Origin of the sequence: Sphaerisporangium sp. B11E5, assembly GCF_039871875.1 — a bacterium.
Classification (GTDB): domain Bacteria; phylum Actinomycetota; class Actinomycetes; order Streptosporangiales; family Streptosporangiaceae; genus Sphaerisporangium.
Genome location: NZ_JBDPMD010000004.1, coordinates 61,593 through 80,213, shown reverse-complemented (window position 1 = coordinate 80,213; position 18,621 = coordinate 61,593). Strand labels below are relative to the sequence as shown.

12 protein-coding genes and 1 pseudogene are annotated in these 18,621 nt (G+C 72.1%); 4 read left to right on the top strand and 9 right to left on the bottom strand.

Going from position 1 to position 18,621, the window contains the following annotated elements; all coding sequences use genetic code 11:
* Positions 1 to 78: 78 nt before the first annotated feature.
* From ABGB17_RS05905 to dacB, 3 genes are all read left to right on the top strand, one after another.
* Complete coding sequence (locus ABGB17_RS05905) at positions 79 to 1,440, top strand: MFS transporter (protein WP_347626765.1); 1,362 nt, start codon at positions 79 to 81, stop codon at positions 1,438 to 1,440.
* Positions 1,441 to 1,540: 100 nt separating this feature from the next.
* Complete coding sequence (locus ABGB17_RS05900) at positions 1,541 to 2,080, top strand: DUF1707 and FHA domain-containing protein (RefSeq protein ID WP_347626764.1); 540 nt, start codon at positions 1,541 to 1,543, stop codon at positions 2,078 to 2,080.
* A 163-nt stretch (positions 2,081 to 2,243) separates the two neighbouring features.
* On the top strand, positions 2,244 to 3,800 hold the full coding sequence (gene dacB / locus ABGB17_RS05895) for a D-alanyl-D-alanine carboxypeptidase/D-alanyl-D-alanine-endopeptidase (protein ID WP_347626763.1): 1,557 nt from the start codon (positions 2,244 to 2,246) through the stop codon (positions 3,798 to 3,800).
* Between the two features lie 136 nt (positions 3,801 to 3,936).
* Here dacB and ilvC read toward each other — a convergent pair whose 3' ends face one another.
* The 5 genes and pseudogenes from ilvC to ABGB17_RS05870 all read right to left on the bottom strand — a co-directional run bounded on the left by ilvC (position 3,937) and on the right by ABGB17_RS05870 (position 11,366).
* Positions 3,937 to 4,938 carry a ketol-acid reductoisomerase gene (gene ilvC, locus ABGB17_RS05890; protein WP_347626762.1) on the bottom strand — a complete coding sequence of 334 codons (1,002 nt, stop codon included), beginning with the start codon at positions 4,936 to 4,938 and terminating at the stop codon, positions 3,937 to 3,939.
* Positions 4,939 to 4,984: 46 nt separating this feature from the next.
* The gene (gene ilvN / locus ABGB17_RS05885) at positions 4,985 to 5,509 is read right to left on the bottom strand and encodes an acetolactate synthase small subunit (RefSeq protein WP_347626761.1); all 525 of its coding nucleotides are present in this window, start codon (positions 5,507 to 5,509) and stop codon (positions 4,985 to 4,987) included.
* Positions 5,506 to 7,269, bottom strand: a pseudogene (locus ABGB17_RS05880) (acetolactate synthase large subunit); the annotation flags it as partial. The gene ilvN and the pseudogene ABGB17_RS05880, both read right to left, overlap by 4 nt.
* Before the next feature lie 315 nt (positions 7,270 to 7,584).
* Positions 7,585 to 10,236 carry an EAL domain-containing protein gene (locus ABGB17_RS05875; RefSeq protein ID WP_347626760.1) on the bottom strand — a complete coding sequence of 884 codons (2,652 nt, stop codon included), beginning with the start codon at positions 10,234 to 10,236 and terminating at the stop codon, positions 7,585 to 7,587.
* Positions 10,237 to 10,457: 221 nt separating this feature from the next.
* Positions 10,458 to 11,366, bottom strand: a complete 909-nt coding sequence (locus tag ABGB17_RS05870; protein ID WP_347626759.1) for a 2-hydroxyacid dehydrogenase — start codon at positions 11,364 to 11,366, stop codon at positions 10,458 to 10,460.
* Between the two features lie 81 nt (positions 11,367 to 11,447).
* Between ABGB17_RS05870 and ABGB17_RS05865 the strand changes: the two genes are divergently transcribed.
* Positions 11,448 to 12,656, top strand: coding sequence for a PQQ-dependent sugar dehydrogenase (locus ABGB17_RS05865; RefSeq protein WP_347626758.1), 1,209 nt, complete (start codon positions 11,448 to 11,450; stop codon positions 12,654 to 12,656).
* A gap of 112 nt (positions 12,657 to 12,768) precedes the next feature.
* Here ABGB17_RS05865 and ABGB17_RS05860 read toward each other — a convergent pair whose 3' ends face one another.
* From ABGB17_RS05860 to gatC, 4 genes are all read right to left on the bottom strand, one after another.
* Entirely contained in the window at positions 12,769 to 15,033 is a 2,265-nt protein-coding gene (locus ABGB17_RS05860; protein WP_347626757.1) for a VanW family protein, read from the bottom strand.
* 227 nt (positions 15,034 to 15,260) lie between these two features.
* A complete protein-coding gene (gene gatB, locus ABGB17_RS05855) occupies positions 15,261 to 16,769 on the bottom strand; it encodes an Asp-tRNA(Asn)/Glu-tRNA(Gln) amidotransferase subunit GatB (protein WP_347626756.1) in 1,509 nt (502 codons plus the stop codon).
* Positions 16,766 to 18,256 carry an Asp-tRNA(Asn)/Glu-tRNA(Gln) amidotransferase subunit GatA gene (gene gatA / locus ABGB17_RS05850; protein WP_347626755.1) on the bottom strand — a complete coding sequence of 497 codons (1,491 nt, stop codon included), beginning with the start codon at positions 18,254 to 18,256 and terminating at the stop codon, positions 16,766 to 16,768. The genes gatB and gatA overlap by 4 nt, the downstream gene beginning before the upstream one ends.
* Complete coding sequence (gene gatC, locus ABGB17_RS05845) at positions 18,253 to 18,552, bottom strand: Asp-tRNA(Asn)/Glu-tRNA(Gln) amidotransferase subunit GatC (RefSeq protein ID WP_347626754.1); 300 nt, start codon at positions 18,550 to 18,552, stop codon at positions 18,253 to 18,255. Before gatC ends, gatA begins: the two co-directional genes overlap by 4 nt.
* Positions 18,553 to 18,621: the final 69 nt, after the last annotated feature.

Below are 18,621 nucleotides of genomic sequence, written 5' to 3'. Positions count from 1 at the left end.
GTAGTTGTGACTGATCGGTGACCCTTCCCGGCGGGGAAACCCTGGCCAGTCAAGCGCTTGCTGAGCTGTAATGTCGCAATGCTGCCATCCACGACGGCCACCCCCCGCCCGCACGTCGTCTCTCGTGGCGTGCGCATCGGCTACGGAGTGGGGTCGTTCTGCACGGCGTCCTTCACCGCCATCCCCGGTCTGCTGCTGCTCTTCTACCTGACCAACGTCCTCGCCGTGCCCGCGTGGCTGGCGGGTGTCGTGGTCTTCGCGCCCAAGGCATGGGATCTCGCCCTCAACCCCCTCGTCGGCCGATGGTCGGACCGCACGGTCTCCCGGTGGGGCCCCCGGCGGCCGTGGCTGCTCGCCGGCGCGGCGGTGCTCCCCCTTGCCTTCGCGCTGACGTTCATCGGGCCGCCGCTGAAAGGCACGTCGGCGGCGCTGTTCGTCGGCCTGTTCTTCCTGATCGCCGCGACCGGGTACGCGCTGTACGAGGTGCCGTACAAGGCGATGCCCGCCGAGATGACCGACGACTACCACGAGCGCACCGCGCTGCTGCAGTGGCGCATGATCTTCATCGCGATCGCGGTGGCGCTGAGCGGCATCGTCGCCCCGGCCATCGCGGACGGCACGCTCGCGGGTTACCGCCTGATGGGGCTCATCTTCGCGGTGATCCTGCTCGCGGCGATGCTCGGCTCGTTCTTCGGCACCCGCCGCGCCCCGCTGACCGGCAGCACCCAGTCGGAGGGCACCCTGCGCGAGCAGATCGCCGCCGCCCGGGCCAGCAAGCCGTTCCTGTGGCTGCTCGGCCTGTCCAGCGCCCAGACGCTCGGCGCCGGCGTGATGCTCGCGGGCGCCCCGTACTTCGCGGCGTACACCCTCGGCGACCCCGAGGCGACCAGCCTGCTGTTCGCCGCGCTCGTCGGCCCGATGTTGTTCACCATGCCGCTGTGGGTGTGGCTGGCGCGCAAGCTGGACAAGCGCGGCGCCATGATCCTCGCGGGCTCGCTGTTCTCGGGCGGCGCGCTCACGGCGGGGCTGACCCCGTTCACCGGGGCGTGGCTGGCGTACTCGGCCATCTTCGTCGTCGGCCTCGGGTACGCCGGGCTGCAACTCCTGCAGTTCTCCATGCTGGCCGACGTGATCGCGCACGACTCGGCGGTCAGCGGCCAACGCAGGGGCGGCGTGTTCACCGGCCTGTGGACGGCCGTCGAGAGCGCGGTGAGCGCCTTCGGCGCCCTGGTGGTCGGCGGCACGCTCGCGGCCGGGGGTTTCATCTCCTCCGACCCCGAGAACCCCGTCACCCAGCCCGGCAGCGCGCTGGACGCCGTCGTGCTCGCCGAGACCGTCATCCCCGCCATCATCATCTTCAGCGGGGTGCTGATGACGCTGAAGTACCGGCTGACCGCCGCCCACCTGGACGAGGCGACGGCCGCGCCGCGGCCCGCCTGAACCACCGCCCCCTCAGGGGTACCCGGCGCCGCCGCGGCGCCGGGTAACCAGATCCCTCATAATCTGGACACTCCGCCGGTGACGGCCCGATACTCGGGACATGAGCTCGTCGCATCCGCCTGTGCGCGCCTCTGACGGAGACCGTGATCGCGCGATCAACGAGCTCCGTGATCGTGCGGTCGACGGCCAGATATCCCACGACACCTTTCTCGGCCGGGTGGACCGCGCGCTGCGGGCCCGCAACCGCGGTGAACTGACCGATCTGGTCTCCGACCTTCCCCCGCGCGGCAAGTGGCGCCGCAGGCTGACCGACGTCGTCGCCTCGGTGTCCGACCTCACCACGCGCATCGAGACGGCCTGGCGCCGTCCCCGTCTCCCCCGCCTCGCCCTGCCCGGCGACAACCGCTCCCGGTACGTCGTCGGCCGCGGCTCCGAGTGCGACCTGGTGCTCAGCGACCTCACCGTCTCGCGGGTGCACGCCGAGCTGCGCAGGGACAGCGAGGCCTGGCTCCTCGTGGACCTCGGCTCGCTGAACGGCACCCGCCTGAACGGCTGGCGCCTCGTCGGACCCGCCCGGGTGCACGCCGGCGACGAGATCTCGTTCGGCGAGTGCGCCTTCCTGGTCTGCGCCCCCCAGTAGACCGCTCCAGCCCTTCGGGCACCCTCCCCCTCGTCGTACGACCTGGCGGCCTCCCCCGGTTGCTCCCCCGCAAGATACGAAGATTTTCGTATTGCCGTGGGGGCGGGGGTTTCCAAGGATCCTTGGCATGACTGGGCCATTGACCCTTGGAGGGACCGTGCGGATGCTCCGACGACCGGCTGGGCCGCTGGCGGCCGTGCTGCTGACACTCTCGCTGACGTGGGCGTCCGGTGTGGCGGTGCCCGCGGAAGCGGCGGACCCCGCGCCGGGGGTGGCCGACCTGGTCAAGGACCTCGACCAGCTGCTGACGGACTCGCGGCTCACCGTGGCGCGGGCAGGTGTCGTGGTGAAGAGCGCCGCGACCGGCGAGCAGCTCTACGCGCAGGACACCGGCAAGGTGTTCGCGCCCGCCTCCAACATGAAGCTGGTCACCTCGGCCGCGGCCGTGGACACCCTCGGGCTGGATCATCGCTTCACCACGAGTGTGCTGAGCAAGGGCCGCCGGTCGGGGCGCACGCTCACCGGCGACCTCTACCTCAAGGGCACCGGCGACCCGACCATGCTGGCCGCCGACTACGACGCCCTGGCGGCCGAGGTGGCGGCGGCCGGCGTCAGGGTCGTCACCGGCAGGCTCGTCGCGGACGACACGTGGTTCGACGACCAGCGCCTCGGCACCGACTGGGCGCAGGACGACGAGCCGTACTACTACGCCGGCCAGATCTCCGCGCTCACCGCGTCACCGGACCCCGACTTCGACGCCGGGTCCGTCATCGTCTCGGTCGAGCCGGGCGCCTCGGCGGGCGCCAGGGCCAAGGTGACCACCACCCCGCCGACCTCGCACGTCACCATCGACAACCGCGCCACCACCGGCCCGGAGACCGACGTGCTCGTCACCCGGGTGCACGGCACCAACCGCGTCGTGGTCACCGGCACCGTCGCCGCCCGCTACGAGGAGTGGATCGCGGTGGACGACCCCACCGGGTACGCCGCCTCGCTGTTCCGCGCCGCCCTCGCCAGGCACGGCGTGAAGGTGCAGGGGCCGACCGGCAGAGGGGCCACGCCCGCCTCGGCCGCGGGTGTCGCCGAGCGCGAGTCGATGCCGCTCGGCGAGCTGCTGGTGCCGTTCATGAAGCTCAGCAACAACATGCACGCCGAGATCCTCGTCAAGACGATGGGCCGCGAGGTCTCCGGCGCGGGCACCTGGAGCGCCGGGCTCGCCGTCGTCGCCAAGTTCGCCGCCGCCAACGGCGTGAGCACGGCCCGCTTCCGCGACGGCTCCGGCCTGTCCCGGATGGACGGTGTGACGCCCGGCGAGCTGACCGCGTACCTCATCGCGCTGCGCGGCAAGCCGTGGTTCCGCACCTGGTACGACGCCCTGCCGATCGCCGGCGTGTCCGACCGGTTCACCGGCGGCACCCTGCGCAGCCGCATGACGGGCACCCCGGCCGCGGGCAACGTGCACGCCAAGACGGGCTCGCTGACCGGCGTCACCGGCCTGTCCGGTTACGTGACCGGCGCGGACGGCGAACCGCTGGTGTTCTCCATCCTGATCAACGACTACCTCTCCGCGTCGCCGAAGAACCTGGAGGACGCCATCGCGGTGCGCCTCGCGCGGTTCAGCAGGGACACCCCGGCCGGCGCCGCCGTCTCGCCGCTGCGCGTACAGCCGTGGGAGGCCTCGGACGTGGAGTGCTCCTGGCGCAAACCCGTGCAGTGCTGACCATCTGAGCATCCGGCCCCGGGCCCGCCGGGACGCGTCCCGCACGGGCCCGGCGGGACGGCGGGCAAAAGGAACCGGCCCCGCCCGGGTACTAGGCGGGGCCGGCGACGCGCCGCGGCGGTGCCGCGGCGAGAAGTCACTTCTCCTTGAGCCAGCTCATCATCGGGCGCAGCTTGGCGCCGGTCTGCTCGATCGGGTGCCCGGCCAGCTCCTCGCGGTACTTGCGGAAGTTGCCCTGCCCGCCGTCGAACTCGGCGACCAGCTCGCGGGCGAAGTCACCGGACTTGATCTCGTCCAGGATGCGCCGCATCTCGGCCTTGGTCTCGGCGTTGATGATGCGCGAACCGCGGCTGTAGCCGCCGTACTCGGCGGTGTCGGACACCGACCAGTACATCTTGGAGATGCCGCCCTCGTACATGAGGTCCACGATCAGCTTCATCTCGTGCAGGCACTCGAAGTACGCGACCTCGGGCTGGTAGCCCGCCTCGATCAGCGTCTCGAACCCGGTCTTGATCAGCTCGGACACGCCGCCGCACAGCACGGCCTGCTCGCCGAACAGGTCGGTCTCGGTCTCCTCGGTGAAGGTCGTCCTCAGCGCGCCCGCGCGGGTGCCGCCGAGGCCCTTGGCGTACGACAGGGTGAGCGGCCAGGCGTTGCCGGTGGCGTCCCGCTCGACGGCGACCAGCACCGGCACGCCACGGCCGGCGGTGAACTGGCGGCGCACCAGGTGACCCGGGCCCTTCGGCGCGACCATGGCGACGTCCACGCCCTCCGGCGGCTCGATGAGGCCGTAGCGGATGTTGAGCCCGTGGCCGAAGAACAGGGCGTCGCCCTCCACGAGGTTCGGCGCGACGTGCTCGGTGTACAGGGCGCGCTGCAGGTGGTCCGGCGCAAGGATCATCACGAGGTCGGCCTCCTCGGCCGCCTCCCCCGGGGTGACGACGCGCAGGCCGTCGTTCTCGGCCTTCTCGCGGCTCTTGGAACCCTCGGGCAGGCCCACCCGCACGTCCACGCCGGAGTCGCGCAGCGACAGCGCGTGGGCGTGCCCCTGGCTGCCGTAGCCGAGGACGGCCACGTGCCGGCCCTGGATGACCGACAGGTCGGCGTCGTCGTCGTAGAAGATCTCAGTCACTGCCATTGCCTTTCATGGATTGCGTACGGCTCACCCCGGCGTCGCCGTACGGCTACGCGCTGCGGTCCAGGGCCCGGAGCGAGCGGTCGGTGATGGAACGGGCGCCGCGGCCGATGGCCACCATGCCCGACTGGACGAGCTCCTTGATGCCGAACGGCTCCAGCACCCGGATGAAGGCGTCGAGCTTGTCCGGCGTCCCGGTGACCTCGATGGTCACCGCGTCCGTGGCGACGTCCACGCACCGGGCACGGAAGAGCTGAACCAGCTCAAGCACGTGCGAGCGGTTCTCCGCGTCGGCCCGGACCTTGATCAGTGTGAGCTCCCGCTGCACGGATTGCGACGGGTCGAGCTCCACGATCTTGATCACGTTGACCAGCTTGTTGAGCTGCTTGGTGACCTGCTCCAGCGGCAGTTCGGCGACGTTCACGACGATCGTCATGCGCGACACGTCGTCGTGCTCGGTCGGCCCGACCGCCAGGGAGTCGATGTTGAAGCCGCGCCGGCTGAACAGCGCGGCCACCCGGGCGAGCACGCCGGGCTTGTTCTCGACGAGAACCGACAGCGTATGGCGGCTCATGCCTCCCCCTCGTTCTCCCACACCGGAGCCATGTCCCGGGCGATCTTGATGTCGTCGTTGCCGGTGCCCGCGGCGACCATCGGCCAGACCATGGCGTCCTTGTGCACGACGAAGTCGATGACCACCGGCACGTCGTTGATCTCCATGGCCTTGGCGATCACCGCGTCGACGTCCTCGGGCCGCTCGCAGCGCAGGCCCACACAACCGTACGCCTCCGCCAGCTTCACGAAGTCGGGGATGCGGCGCACCGCCTGCAGGTCGGTGTTGGAGTAGCGCTCGTTGTAGAACAACGTCTGCCACTGGCGGACCATGCCGAGGTTACCGTTGTTGATCACGGCGACCTTGATCGGCACGCCTTCGAGCGCGCAGGTGGCGAGCTCCTGGTTGGTCATCTGGAAGCAGCCGTCGCCGTCGATCGCCCACACCTCGGCGTCCGGGCGGCCCATCTTGGCGCCGAGCGCGGCCGGCACCGCGAAGCCCATGGTGCCCGCGCCGCCGGAGTTGATGAACGTGCCGGGCTTCTGGTAGCTGATGAACTGTGACGCCCACATCTGGTGCTGCCCGACGCCGGCGAGGTAGATGGCGTCCGGGCCGACCATCTCGCCGATGCGCTTGATCACGTACTGCGGCGACAACGAGCCGTCCTCGGGGTCGTCGTACCCGAGGGGGTAGGTGTCGCGGTAGCCGTTCAGCACGGCCCACCAGGCGGAGTAGTCGCCCTTACGGCCCTCGGCCTGCTCGTGCCGCACCGCCGACAGCAGCTCGGTCAGCACCTCGCGGCAGTCGCCCACGATGGGGACGTCGGCGTGGCGGTTCTTGGAGATCTCGGCCGGGTCGATGTCCGCGTGCACGATCTTGGCGTGCGGGGCGAACGTGTCGAGGCGGCCGGTCACCCGGTCGTCGAAGCGGGTGCCGAGCGCGATGATCAGGTCGCTGCGCTGGAGCGCGCCGACCGCGGCGACCGTGCCGTGCATGCCCGGCATGCCGAGGTGCAGCGGGTGGCCGTCGGGGAAGGTGCCCCGGGCCATCAGCGTGGTGATGACCGGGATGCCGGTCAGCTCGGCCAGTTCGGCCAGCTCCGCCGACGCCCGCGCCTTGTGCACGCCGCCGCCGACGTACAGCACCGGGCGGCGGGCCTCGGCGATCAGCCGGGCCGCCTCGCGGATCTGCTTGGAGTGGGGGCGGGTCACCGGGCGGTACCCCGGCAGCCGCATGACCGGCGGCCAGGAGAACGTCGTGGTGGCCTGCAGGGCGTCCTTGGCGATGTCCACCAGCACCGGGCCGGGGCGGCCGGTGGCGGCGATGTGGAACGCCTCGGCGATGATCCGGGGGATGTCACCGGCGTCGGTCACCAGGAAGTTGTGCTTGGTGATCGGCATGGTGATGCCGGAGATGTCGGCCTCCTGGAAGGCGTCGGTGCCGATGAGCGGCGTCGCGACCTGGCCGGTGATCGCGACGATGGGCACCGAGTCCATGTAGGCGTCGGCGATGGCCGTCACGAGGTTGGTCGCGCCCGGGCCGCTCGTGGCCATGCAGACCCCGACCCTGCCGGTCGCCTGGGCGTACCCCTCGGCGGCGTGGCCGGCGCCCTGCTCGTGGCGTACGAGCACGTGCCTGACCTTGGCGGAGTCGTAGAGCGGGTCGTAGGCGGGGAGGATGGCACCGCCCGGGATCCCGAACACCGTGTCGGCCCCGACCTGCTCCAGTGCCCTGACGAGGGCCTGCGCACCTGTCATCTGTTCGGTCATCGGCTCGTTCCTTGCCTGGCTGAGCTGCGTGTGGCCATAAAAAAGGCCCCGCCCGCCGGGATGGCGGCGCTGGGGCTGCGCGCAGGCTGGGGACTCTTCGTCAGCGGCCTGCGCGCCGGCGAAGTACTACGTCCAGGAGCCGGGCGGGCCCGGCGCTGAAGTCCCCAGAGAAATGCATGCCGCAACCATAGCCCCTGAGCGGCCCGAGGTGTCAAATCCCCGGACACATGTCTCACGATTCGGGACGGCCGATTCGCGGGCCGGCCGCCCGGCGGTGGCGGCGGCCCCGGCGCGCACGCGGCTCCCCGGGAACGTACGCGGGGCGTGTCAGGCGGTGTTCTGCAGCGGGGAGACGTCGGTGGGCATGAGGGTCTCCACGCCGCGGGCGTCCATCGGGCGGGCCACGAGGTAGCCCTGGCCGCGGGTGCAGCCCATCTCGCGCAGGAGCTCCAGTTGCTCGGGGCACTCGATGCCCTCGGCCACCACGATCAGGCCGAGGTCGTGGCCGACGCGCACGATGGTGCGGGTGAGCATGGTCAGCGCGTCGTCCCTGCCGAGGCCGGAGGTGAACGACGGGTCGATCTTGATGATGTCCACCGGGAGCCGCCGCAGCAGGGCCAGGGACGCGTAGCCGGTGCCGAAGTCGTCGATGGCGAGCTGCACCCCGAGCTCGCGCAGCCGGGACAGCCGCTCGATGACCTCCTCGGCGTCCTCGACCAGCATCTCCTCGATCACTTCGAGGGTGAGGGCGCTCGGCGGCAGGCCGCTCTCGGCCAGCGCCGCCTCGATGGTCTCCACGAAGCGCGGCGCGCTGATCTGGCGGGCGGACAGGTTGAGCGACAACCCGATGTCCCAGGACGACGCCCGCCAGGCCGCCACGTCGCGGCACGCCTGCGTGAGGATCCACTCGCCGAGCGGCACGATCAGCCCGGTGTCCTCGGCCGCGCCGAGGAACTGCCGGGGCGGGGCGTACGCGCCGTCGTGCCACCAGCGCACCAGGGCCTCCACGGCGGTCACCCGGGACGTCGCGAGGTCGACCACCGGCTGGTACTCCACGGCGAACTGCTCGGCCAGCAGCGCCCGCTGCAGATCGGCGGCGAGCTCCAGGCGGCGTACCACGTCGGCGTGCATGTGGGAGGCGAACACCTCGACCCGGCCTCCGCCGAGCTCCTTGGCGCGGGCGGTGGCGACGTCGGCGTTGCGGATCAGGTCGCCCGCGGTGATCTCGTCCTCGGCGAACGCCACCCCGACGCTCGCGGTCAGCACGATGTCGCGGTCGGCCACCCGGAACGGCTCGGCGGACACCGCGCGCACCATGCGCTCGGCGAGGTCGATGGCCAGCTGCGCGTCGCCCGAGCCGCCGGAGCCGGACAGCCCGCCCGCCTCGATGAGCACGGCGAACTCGTCGCCGCCCCAGCGGGCCAGCGTGTCACCGGTGCGCAGCGCCGAACGCAGGCGGCGGGAGGCCTGGCTGAGCAGGTGGTCGCCCGCGGCGTGGCCCACCGAGTCGTTGACCGCGGTGAAGCCGTCGAGGTCGAGGAACACCACCGCGGTGCGGGCGCCGGTGCGGCGGGCCAGCACCTCGCGGGTGCGCTCCTCGAAGTAGGCGCGGTTCGGCAGGCCGGTCACGCCGTCGTGGAAGGTCAGGTGGGCCACCTGGTTGCGCAGCGCCACCTGGTCGCTGACGTCCCTGGTGGAGATCAGCACGAGGTCCTCGCCCTCGCTCGGGTGGCGGGTGGCGACCGACTCGGCGGGCCGCCACGTGCCGTCCGCGGCGCGCACCCGGCAGGACAGGCGGCAGGCGCTCTGCCGGTCGGGCGTCTCGTCGTCGGTCATGGCCCGCAGCGCCGACTGCACCGCCTCGGCGTCCTCGGAGTGCACGTAGTCGAAGATGGATCGCCCGACGAGCTCCTGCGGCTGGTAGCCGTACAGCGTCTCCACGCCGGGGCCCATCTCGCGCACCATGCCGTCGGGGTCGCAGACCAGCACGACGTCGCCCGCGCTCTCGGCCATGTGCATGAGCCGCCGCTCACCGGACTCGACGGTGCCGCGCATGCTCGCGGTGGTCAGCGCGAGGAAGAACACCTTGACCAGCAGCACCAGCACGACCGACGCGGCCACCACGGGCAGCACGGCCACCGGCCGCGTTGGAGCCCCGGCGATCACCCGGACCGCCAGGACGATCGTGGCGGCGCCGGCGAGGACCAGCGGCACGCCGTCCACGAGCACGACCGGCGCGGACCGCGGCGGGCGCACCGGCGCCCGGCCGGACCAGGGCGCGGCGGCGAGCAGCAGGAACGCGGCGCAGGCGGGCAGCACGGCGAGCGGCACCGTGCCGCCGCCGTCGAGTCGCCCGAGCGCGGTGACGAACTCCTCGGCGGTGATGGCCACGAGCGTGACGAGGCCCGCGACGCCGACCCTGCGGCCCGCCGAGCGGGCGGCCAGCACCGCGGGCGCGACCGCGCACGTGGCCAGCAGGCAGAGCACGGGCAGCACCAGCGTGCCCGGCTCCTCGGCGTCGGCGTATGCCGGCCCGAGCAGCAGCACCCAGCAGATGGCGAACAGGGACGCGCCGCTGAGGTAGGCACCGAGCACGTAGTGGAGCAGCGACCGGCCGTACGCCCGGCGGCGCGCGGTGCGGGCACTGCCGATGGCGAGCAGCACGGTGCCGACCAGTAACAACAGGTCGGCGAAGGTCAGCACGAACGGCGTGCCCTCGGCGACCGGGCGCACTCCGACGCCCGCGACCCAGACGACCGCGCCGGCGGCGAGCCAGCGCCAGGCGGCCGAGCGGTACCGCGAGCGGGTGGCCCGGACGGAGGCGACGGCGAGCGACGCCCCGGCGAGCAGCCCGGCGACCCCGCCGGTCACCGCGGCGAGGAGGGCCGAGGAGCCGTTCCAGAGCAGGGCAGCCCCCAGCACCACCGCGGCGAGGCCGGCGGCGGTCAACGGGACCCTGGGGTCACGAAGCCCGTTCAACGTCGTCGCCCATGCGGCTCATCCCTGTCACGTCGCCAGTGTCGCGCCCTCCCGACGGCGCGGGAGGCGGCAACCGCCCAGTCGTCACCGATCTGATAAGCGCCCTAGTGCCTCCGGACGGTCGCGCGGTGAGATTCACCGTACGCAGCGGAGGTCACGAGGCAGCCACGTTACGGGTTTGCTTTCCTATCGGTCGGAGTCAGCACCGGTTGTCAAGGCGGTCAGTAGGACCCCGTGATCACGTTGTTCAGCGGTTCCCCGGACAGGTATCTCAACATCTGAGACCGGACGAGTTTACAGACGCGGCGCACCGAGGCCGGGGTGCTGCCCGCGACGTGCGGGGTGATCAGCACGCCGGGCGCCGTCCACAGGGGATGGCCGGGCGGCAGCGGCTCAGGGTCGGTCACGTCGAGCGCGGCCCGCAGGCGTCCCGCGGTGAGCTCAGCCAGCAGGGCGTCGGTGTCCACGACGGAGCCGCGGGCGGCGTTCACCAGGAGCGCGCCGTCCTTCATGCGGGCGAGGAAACCGGCGTCCACCATCTTCACGGTGTCGGGGGTCACCGGCACCAGCAGCACCACCACGTCGGCCTGGGGCAGCAGGGCGGGCAGGTCGTCCATGCCGTACACGCCCTCGCGGGGGGTGCGGGCGACTCTGACCACCTCCACCTCGAACCCGGCGAGCCTGCGCTCCAGCGCCTGGCCGATCGAGCCGTACCCCACGATCAACACGGTCGCGTCCGCGAGCACGCCGGTGTGGTGGTAGTCCCACCTGCCGCTTTCCTGTGCCAGGGTGAATGCCGGAAAATCGCGCAGCACGGAGATCGTCGCGCCGACGGCCCACTCCGCCGTGCCGGCGTCGTGCACGCCACGAGCGTTGCACAGGACCACACCGGTGGGGACATACGGCCGGTACGGCTCGACCCCGGCGGTCACCGTCTGCACGAGCCGCAGTTTGGTCATCCTGCCGAGCAGGTCGCGCAGCGTGCCCGGCGGGATGAGCGGCGGGATCCACACCTCGACGTGCTCGGCGCCGTCGGGCGGCGTGGGGCCGCCTTCGTACACGGTGCATTCCACGTCGGGGAGATCGGTCAGTACATCGGCGACGGCCTGTGACGGGGCCCAGATCCTCATGGACGTCAACCCTAGAAGAACCGCCCTCGGCGCAGGAACCTCATCACCTGGGGCAGCAGTATGGAGCACGGAGGAGGTCCCATGAACACCCAGATGTCACACCCCCCTCGGGGCGACCGCCGTCCCTCCGGCGTCGCGAGGAGGCGGCGGCCCCGCGCCTTGGCCGTGGCCGCCGTCCTCACCGCGGCGCTGGCGGCCGCGTGCGCGCAGGACCAGCCCCCCGGGGGTGGCGGAGCAGGAGGGGCGACCGCCTCGGGCCCGGCCACGGAGATCCCGTCGCCGGTCGGCGAGCCCGCCGAGCCGGCCGAGGGGCTGGGCCACGCGGTGCCGCCCGGCAAGCCGCGCACGCTGGTGACCGGCCTGAGCGTGCCGTGGGCCATCGCGTTCCTGCCCGGCGGCGACGCGCTGGTCACCGAGCGGGACTCCGCGCGGGTGCTGCGGGTGTCCAGGACGGGCAAGGTCACCACGGTGGGCACGGTCGCGGACGTCTCGTCGCGGGGTGAGGGCGGCCTGCTCGGCATCGCCGTTTCCCCTAAATTCACACAGGATCAGTATGTTTTCGTGTATTTCACTACAGAAACCGAGAACCGAATCGTTCGATATCGGTATGACGGTGGCCTGAAAGATCCAAAGACCATCCTGGACGGCATCCCCGCCGCCGGTATCCACAACGGCGGCCGTCTCGCGTTCGGGCCCGACGGGTATCTCTACGCCGCCACCGGGGACGCGGGCGACAACCCGCTCGCCCAGGCCCTCGGCTCGCTCGGCGGCAAGATCCTCCGGATGACCGTGGACGGCGCCCCGGCGCCCGGCAACCCGTACCAGAACGTCATCTGGTCCTACGGCCACCGCAACGTCCAGGGCATGGCCTGGGACGACCAGGGCCGCATGTTCGCCACCGAGTTCGGCCAGCAGACCTACGACGAGATCAACCGCGTCGAGAAGGGCCGCAACTACGGCTGGCCCGCGGTGGAGGGCACCGGCGGGCGCGGCAAGTACGTCGATCCGCTGATCACCTGGACCGTCGAGGAGTCGTCACCGTCCGGCATGGCGTACGCCGGCACATCGCTGTGGGCCGCCGGCCTGCGGGGCGCCCGCCTGTGGCAGGTCCCCGTCGGCGAGGACGGCCGCCTCGGCGTGCCCGTCGCCCGCTTCAAGGGCGTCTTCGGGCGCCTGCGCGCCGCCGAACGGGCCCCCGACGGCAGCCTGTGGGTCACCACCAGCAACAAGGACGGCCGCGGCTCCCCCCTGCGGGGGGACGACCGCATCCTGGTGATCCCCGTGAACTGACCCGCACGTCCCCCGGGAAGGGATCGCCGCGCTTCCCGGGGAACCCGCGTGGCGGGCAGTACCCCCATCAGGGGGAAGGGCATGGAATGCGGCAAAGACGACGGCATTTGTGCTATTTGCCGTCGGGGCCGTTTCCCTTGTTCTTGCTCTTGTTCTTGCCTCTGTTCTTGTTCCTGTCCTGGCCGGACGGGGACCCCTTGCGGCCCTTACCGCCGTTCTGGGACGCGTTGTCGCGGATGGCGGGGGACGGAGGCAGGGTGCCGCCGCCGGAGTGGCCGCTGCTCACCGCGCCGTCATCGTCCGGCGCCCGCGGCGGCTCGCAGATCACCCGGTCGCGCGGCTCGTACACCGTGGTGACCGCCTTGTCGCGGCGCAGCACCTGGCCGTCCTGGTAGAAGACCCGGCTGACGATGACGGTGAAGCCGGCGGCGCCGTCCATGGGTATGCAGCCGGCCTTGTCCTCGATGTGGGTGCGCGGCTGGGTGATGTCGGACTTCGGCGAGATCTCCGCCTCGATCCGGTCGTACCGCTTGGTGCTCCACATCTCGACGGTGACCGACGCGTCGGTGTACGCCGTCTTGATCAGCACGCCGTACTTGGAGTCGTTGCGGAACCGCAGGTCGTGGTCGGGGTACGACAACACGGCGTCCCGGCCGGCCGGGTAGCGGCGCACGTGGAACGCGTGGGGGGTGCGCTCGAGATCGGCCATGCCCGCGTAGAACGCCGCGTTGTACAGCGTGGTGGCGACCTGCGAGACGCCGCCGCCCAGGCCGATCGCGAGGCGGGCCCCGTCGATGAGCTGCGCGGGGACGAACCCCCGCGAGCGGTCCGGCCGGCCGATGATCTCGTTCAGCGAGAACGTCTCGCCGGGGCGCACCAGATGGCCGTCCACCATGTCGGCGGCCCGCTGGATGTTGGTCACCCGGGCGGCGCAGCACGGGAAGACCGTGGTGTACCGGCCGATCTTCTCCTTGATGCCGAGGCTCGCCGCCTCCTGGTCGCGCAGCGTCGGCTCGGTGATGGCCAGGGCGACCGGGACGGTGCGCACCCCGCCCTTGGTGATCAACTTGGCTACGGCTGTGCCGAGCTTCTGACAGTCCACCCCCCGGCCGGCGCGGGCCGGGAGCAGCCGCGGCACGCCGGCCTCGATGACGAACCCGGCGTCGCGGGCCGCCTGCGCGGAACCGACCAGGGTGGACTCGTACCCGGTGACCGCGGTCTTGGCGTCGAACTCGGGGCGCACCACGCCGCCGTGGTCGGCCACGAAGACGAGGTTGGCCGCGATGACCTCAGGCGACAGCGGCACCTGCCGGCTGCCGTTCACCAGGGTGATCGGGGCGGACACCGCGTCGTGGGCCATGGCGAGCCGCCGGTTGAACGCCGCGGCGTCCGCCCGCGGGCGCACCGTGACGACCGGCAGGGTGATCGACGCGGGACGGTTGAGGAACGCGCCCTTGATCGTCTCGGCGGCGGCCCGCTGGTCCAGCATGAGGCCGTCCTTGGGCGGGACGACCTTGGGCGTGGTGCCGGTGTAGACGATGGCGCCCTCGCGGACGGGGGCGTCGACGTCCTTGGCCACGCCGCGCAGCCAGGCGGCGAACTTGGCGGTGTTGACGGAGATCAGCGGGCGCAGCTCGCGGTCGCCGGTGAGGGCCTGCACCACCGCGACCGGGCTCGGGAAGCCCTTCTGCGCCGAGCCGACCGTGGCCTCGACGTCGAACGCCAGGCCCGCTTCCCGGGGGTCGAGCACACCGACCCGCCGACCGTCCACGAGGAGCGGGGTCGGCTGGTGCTCCAGGCCCTCGAACCGCTGGCGGATGCGGTCGATGGCGCCGGTCTCGGTCATGCCGCCGATGCTCACGCCCGCGACGTAGGTGCCCGGCAGGACCCGGCCCCACATGTACGTGGCGGGCACACCGTAGGCCAGCAGGAACAGCAGGACGAAGCCGCCGATGACCAGCAGCGGACCGCGCAGGCGGCTGCGGGTCCCCTCCTCCTCGGGGGCCTCGGGCGCGATGACGACGGACGGCTCGCCGCCGATGTCGCCGCCGCGGCGGCTGGACACCGTCCACAACTGGGCCGCCGGAGGCGGCGGGGGCAGCGTGGTGGACGTGGGCGAGACCGGCGCGCCGGGTGGCGGGACCGCGGCGCCGGGCAGGCTGCCCAGGGGAGGCGGAGTCGGGGTGGGCTCGAACACCTCGGGCGACACGCCGGGAGGCAACGGGGAGACGCCGCGCGGCAGGCGCTTCCGCGTGCCCTCCGTCTTGCTTCGATCCTGGAAAAGGTCGCCTTCGGCGGGCGGCGCCGAGGAGGCGTCGGGGCGGGCGGATCCGGAAGGGCCGGGCGGCGGATCGACGGAAGGTCCGGCGTTACGCACGCCCCTGCCTCCTCCCACTCAAAAGCCGACTCCCCCGCCTCACACTAAACCACTACCGCGCGTAAATTCTTCTACATCGGGAGATGAATCCGCTCCCACGCCGTGAGGAACTCCCGATGTTCCCGACGCTCCACCAGGCCCGCCGCGTGACCAGCGATGACCCGTCCCGCACACGCCGAGGGCCCCGCGGGCGCGCCGCGGAGCCCATGAACGGCACCTCCCGGAAGTCAGCCCGAGACGCCGAGGCGTTCCAGGATGAGCTCGCGGGCGCGGGCGGCGTCGGCCTTGCCGCGGCTGGCCTTCATCACGCCGCCGACCAGGGCGCCCACCGCGGCGATCTTGCCGGAGCGCACCTTGCCGGCCGCGTCGGCGTTGGCGGCGAGCACCTCGTCGATGATCGTCGTCAGCTCGCCCTCGTCGTCGACGATGCGCAGGCCCCGGGCCTCCACGACCTCGTCGGGGGTGCCCTCGCCGGCCAGCACGCCCTCCAGCACCTGGCGGGCCAGCTTGTCGTTCAGCGCGCCCGAGGCCACCAGCTCGACCACGCGGGCGATCTGCTCAGGCGTGATCGGCAGGTCGGCCAGGGCGGTGCCGGACTCGTTGGCGCGGCGGGCCAGCTCGCCCATCCACCACTTGCGGGCGTCCGCGGCGGGCACGCCGGCCGCCACCGTCGCCTCCACGAGGTCCACGGCGCCGGCGTTGCGCATGGCCGCCATGTCGAGGTCGGAGACGCCCCACTCGGCCTGCAGCCGGGCGCGGCGGGTGGCGGGCGGCTCGGGCAGCGCGGCCCGCAGCTCCTCGACCCACTCGGGGGCCGGGGCGATCGGCAGCAGGTCGGGCTCGGGGAAGTAGCGGTAGTCCTGCGCCTCCTCCTTGGACCGGCCGGGCGTGGTGGCGCCGGTGTCCTCGTGGAAGTGGCGGGTCTCCTGCACGATGCGGCCGCCGTCGGCGAGGATGGCCGCCTGGCGCTCGATCTCGCCGCGCACCGCCCGCTCGACGCTGCGCAGCGAGTTGACGTTCTTGGTCTCGGTGCGGGTGCCCCACACCGCGGACCCGCGCGGCATCAGTGAGACGTTGACGTCGCAGCGCAGCGAGCCCTGCTCCATGCGCACGTCGGAGACGTCGAGAGCGCGCAGCAGCTCACGCAGCTCGGTGACGTACGCCTTGGCGACCTCGGGCGCGAGGTGCCCCGCGCCCTCCACCGGCTTGGTGACGATCTCGACCAGCGGGATGCCCGCCCGGTTGTAGTCGACGATGGAGTAGTCGGCGCCCTGGATGCGGCCGGTGGCGCCGCCCACGTGGGTGGACTTGCCGGTGTCCTCCTCCAGGTGCACCCGCTCGATGCCGACGCGGAAGGTGCGGCCCTCCACCTCGACGTCCAGGTGGCCGTCGACGCACAGCGGCTCGTCGTACTGGCTGATCTGGTAGTTCTTCGGCATGTCCGGATAGAAATAGTTCTTCCGGGCGAAGCGGCACCACTCGGCGATGGTGCAGTTCAGTGCCAGGCCGATGCGGATGGTCGACTCGATCGCCTTGTCGTTGGCCACCGGGAGCGCGCCGGGCAGGGCCAGGCAGACCGGGCACACATGGGTGTTCGGCGGGGCGCCGAACTCGGTGCTGCAGCCGCAGAACATCTTGGACTCGGTGCCGAGCTCCACGTGGGTCTCCAGGCCGAGCACCGGCTCGAAGCGCTCCAGCGCCTCGTCGAACGGCATGGTGGCGCGGGTGGTGGTCACAGTGCCGGAGCCTCCTTCAGCAGCGGGCCGCCCCAGCGGTCCTGGAACGCCTTCTCGACGGCGGCGCCGACGCGGTAGCACCGGTCGTCGCCGAGCACCGGGGCCATGATCTGCAGGCCGGCGGGCAGGCCGTCCTCGTCGGCCAGGCCGCACGGCACCGAGATGGCGGCGTTGCCCGCGAGGTTGGCCGGGATGGTGCACAGGTCGGCGAGGTACATCGCCATCGGGTCGTCCGCGCGCTCGCCGATCGGGAACGCCGTGGTCGGCGTGGTCGGCGAGACCAGCACGTCCACCTGGTGGAACGCCGCCTCGAAGTCGCGGGAGATCAGGGTGCGGACCTTCTGCGCCGAGCCGTAGTAGGCGTCGTAGTAGCCGCTGGACAGGGCGTACGTGCCGAGCATGATGCGCCGCTTCACCTCGGGGCCGAAGCCGGCCGCCCGGGTGAGCGCCATGACCTCCTCGGCGCTGCGGGTGCCGTCGTCGCCGACCCGCAGGCCGTACCGCATGCCGTCGAACCTGGCGAGGTTGGACGAGCACTCCGAGGGCGCGATCAGGTAGTACGCCGGCAGGGCGTAGGTGAAGCTCGGGCAGGACACCTCGACGACCTTGGCGCCGAGGGACTCCAGCAGCTCCACCGCCTCCTGGAAGCGGGCCAGCACGCCGGGCTGGTAGCCCTCGCCGGACAGCTCCCTGACCACGCCGACCCGCAGGCCCGCGACGTCGCCGTGCCGGGCCGCCTCGACCACCGGGGGCACCTCGGCGTGGATGGACGTGGAGTCCATCACGTCGTGCCCGGAGAACGCCTCGTGCAGCAGCGCGGCGTCCAGCACGGTGCGGGCGAACGGGCCCGGGGTGTCCAGGGACGACGCGAAGGCGATCAGGCCGTACCGGGACGAGCCGCCGTAGGTGGGCTTCATGCCGACGATGCCGGTGACGGCGGCGGGCTGGCGGATGGAGCCGCCGGTGTCGGTGCCGGTGGACAGCGGCGCCTGGTAGGAGGCCACGGCGGCGCTTGAGCCGCCGGAGGAGCCGCCGGGGATGCGGTCCAGGTCCCACGGGTTGCGGGAGGGGCCGAAGGCGGAGTTCTCGGTGGAGGAGCCCATCGCGAACTCGTCGAGGTTGGTCTTGCCGAGAATGACCAGGCCCGCCTCACGCAGGCGGGCCGTCACCGTGGCGTCGTACGGCGGGCGATAGCCTTCGAGGATCTTGGAACCGGCCGTGGTCGGCATGTCCGCGGTGGTGAAGACGTCCTTGTGCGCGATCGGCACGCCGGCCAGCGGGCCGAGCCGCTCCCCGGCGGCGCGGCGGGCGTCCACCGAGCGGGCCTGCTCCAGCGCGGCCTCGGCGGCGACGTGGAGGAACGCGTTGACCTTGCCGTCCACCTCGGCGACGCGATCGAGGTGGGCCTGCGTGACCTCGACGGACGAGACCTCGCCCGCGGCCATCAGCTCGCCGAGCTCGGCGGCGGTCTTGCGGGTGAGGCTCATGCCTCCTCCCCGAGGATGCGCGGCACGCGGAACCGGTCGTCCTCGACCGCCGGGGCCATCGCCAGCGCCTCCTGCGGCGGCAGGCAGGGCCGCACCTGGTCCGGGCGGTAGACGTTGGTGAGCGGCAGGGCGTGCGACGACGGCGGGATGTCGCCCGAGGCGACCTCGGCGACGCGCGCGACCGCGGCGATGATCTGGTCGAGCTGCGCGGCGTAGTGGTCGAGCTCGGCGTCGGCCAGCGCCAGCCTGGAGAGGCGGGCGAGGTGAGCGACCTCGTCGCGGGTTATGGCGGACATGAGTCGTCAACCCGTTTCATGGACGGCAATCGGACAGTGTCATCCTAGGGCTCGTGACCTGACGTGGCC

Bases quoted from the DNA above. Each gene is read 5' to 3' on its own strand.
- ABGB17_RS05905 (WP_347626765.1), top strand. From the start codon at position 79: ATGCTGCCATCCACGACGGCCACCCCCCGCCCGCACGTCGTCTCTCGT.
- gatA (WP_347626755.1), bottom strand. From the start codon at position 18,256: ATGAGCCTCACCCGCAAGACCGCCGCCGAGCTCGGCGAGCTGATGGCC.
- ABGB17_RS05900 (WP_347626764.1), top strand. From the start codon at position 1,541: ATGAGCTCGTCGCATCCGCCTGTGCGCGCCTCTGACGGAGACCGTGAT.
- gatC (WP_347626754.1), bottom strand. From the start codon at position 18,552: ATGTCCGCCATAACCCGCGACGAGGTCGCTCACCTCGCCCGCCTCTCC.
- dacB (WP_347626763.1), top strand. From the start codon at position 2,244: ATGCTCCGACGACCGGCTGGGCCGCTGGCGGCCGTGCTGCTGACACTC.
- ilvC (WP_347626762.1), bottom strand. From the start codon at position 4,938: ATGGCAGTGACTGAGATCTTCTACGACGACGACGCCGACCTGTCGGTC.
- ilvN (WP_347626761.1), bottom strand. From the start codon at position 5,509: ATGAGCCGCCATACGCTGTCGGTTCTCGTCGAGAACAAGCCCGGCGTG.
- ABGB17_RS05865 (WP_347626758.1), top strand. From the start codon at position 11,448: ATGAACACCCAGATGTCACACCCCCCTCGGGGCGACCGCCGTCCCTCC.
- ABGB17_RS05870 (WP_347626759.1), bottom strand. From the start codon at position 11,366: ATGAGGATCTGGGCCCCGTCACAGGCCGTCGCCGATGTACTGACCGAT.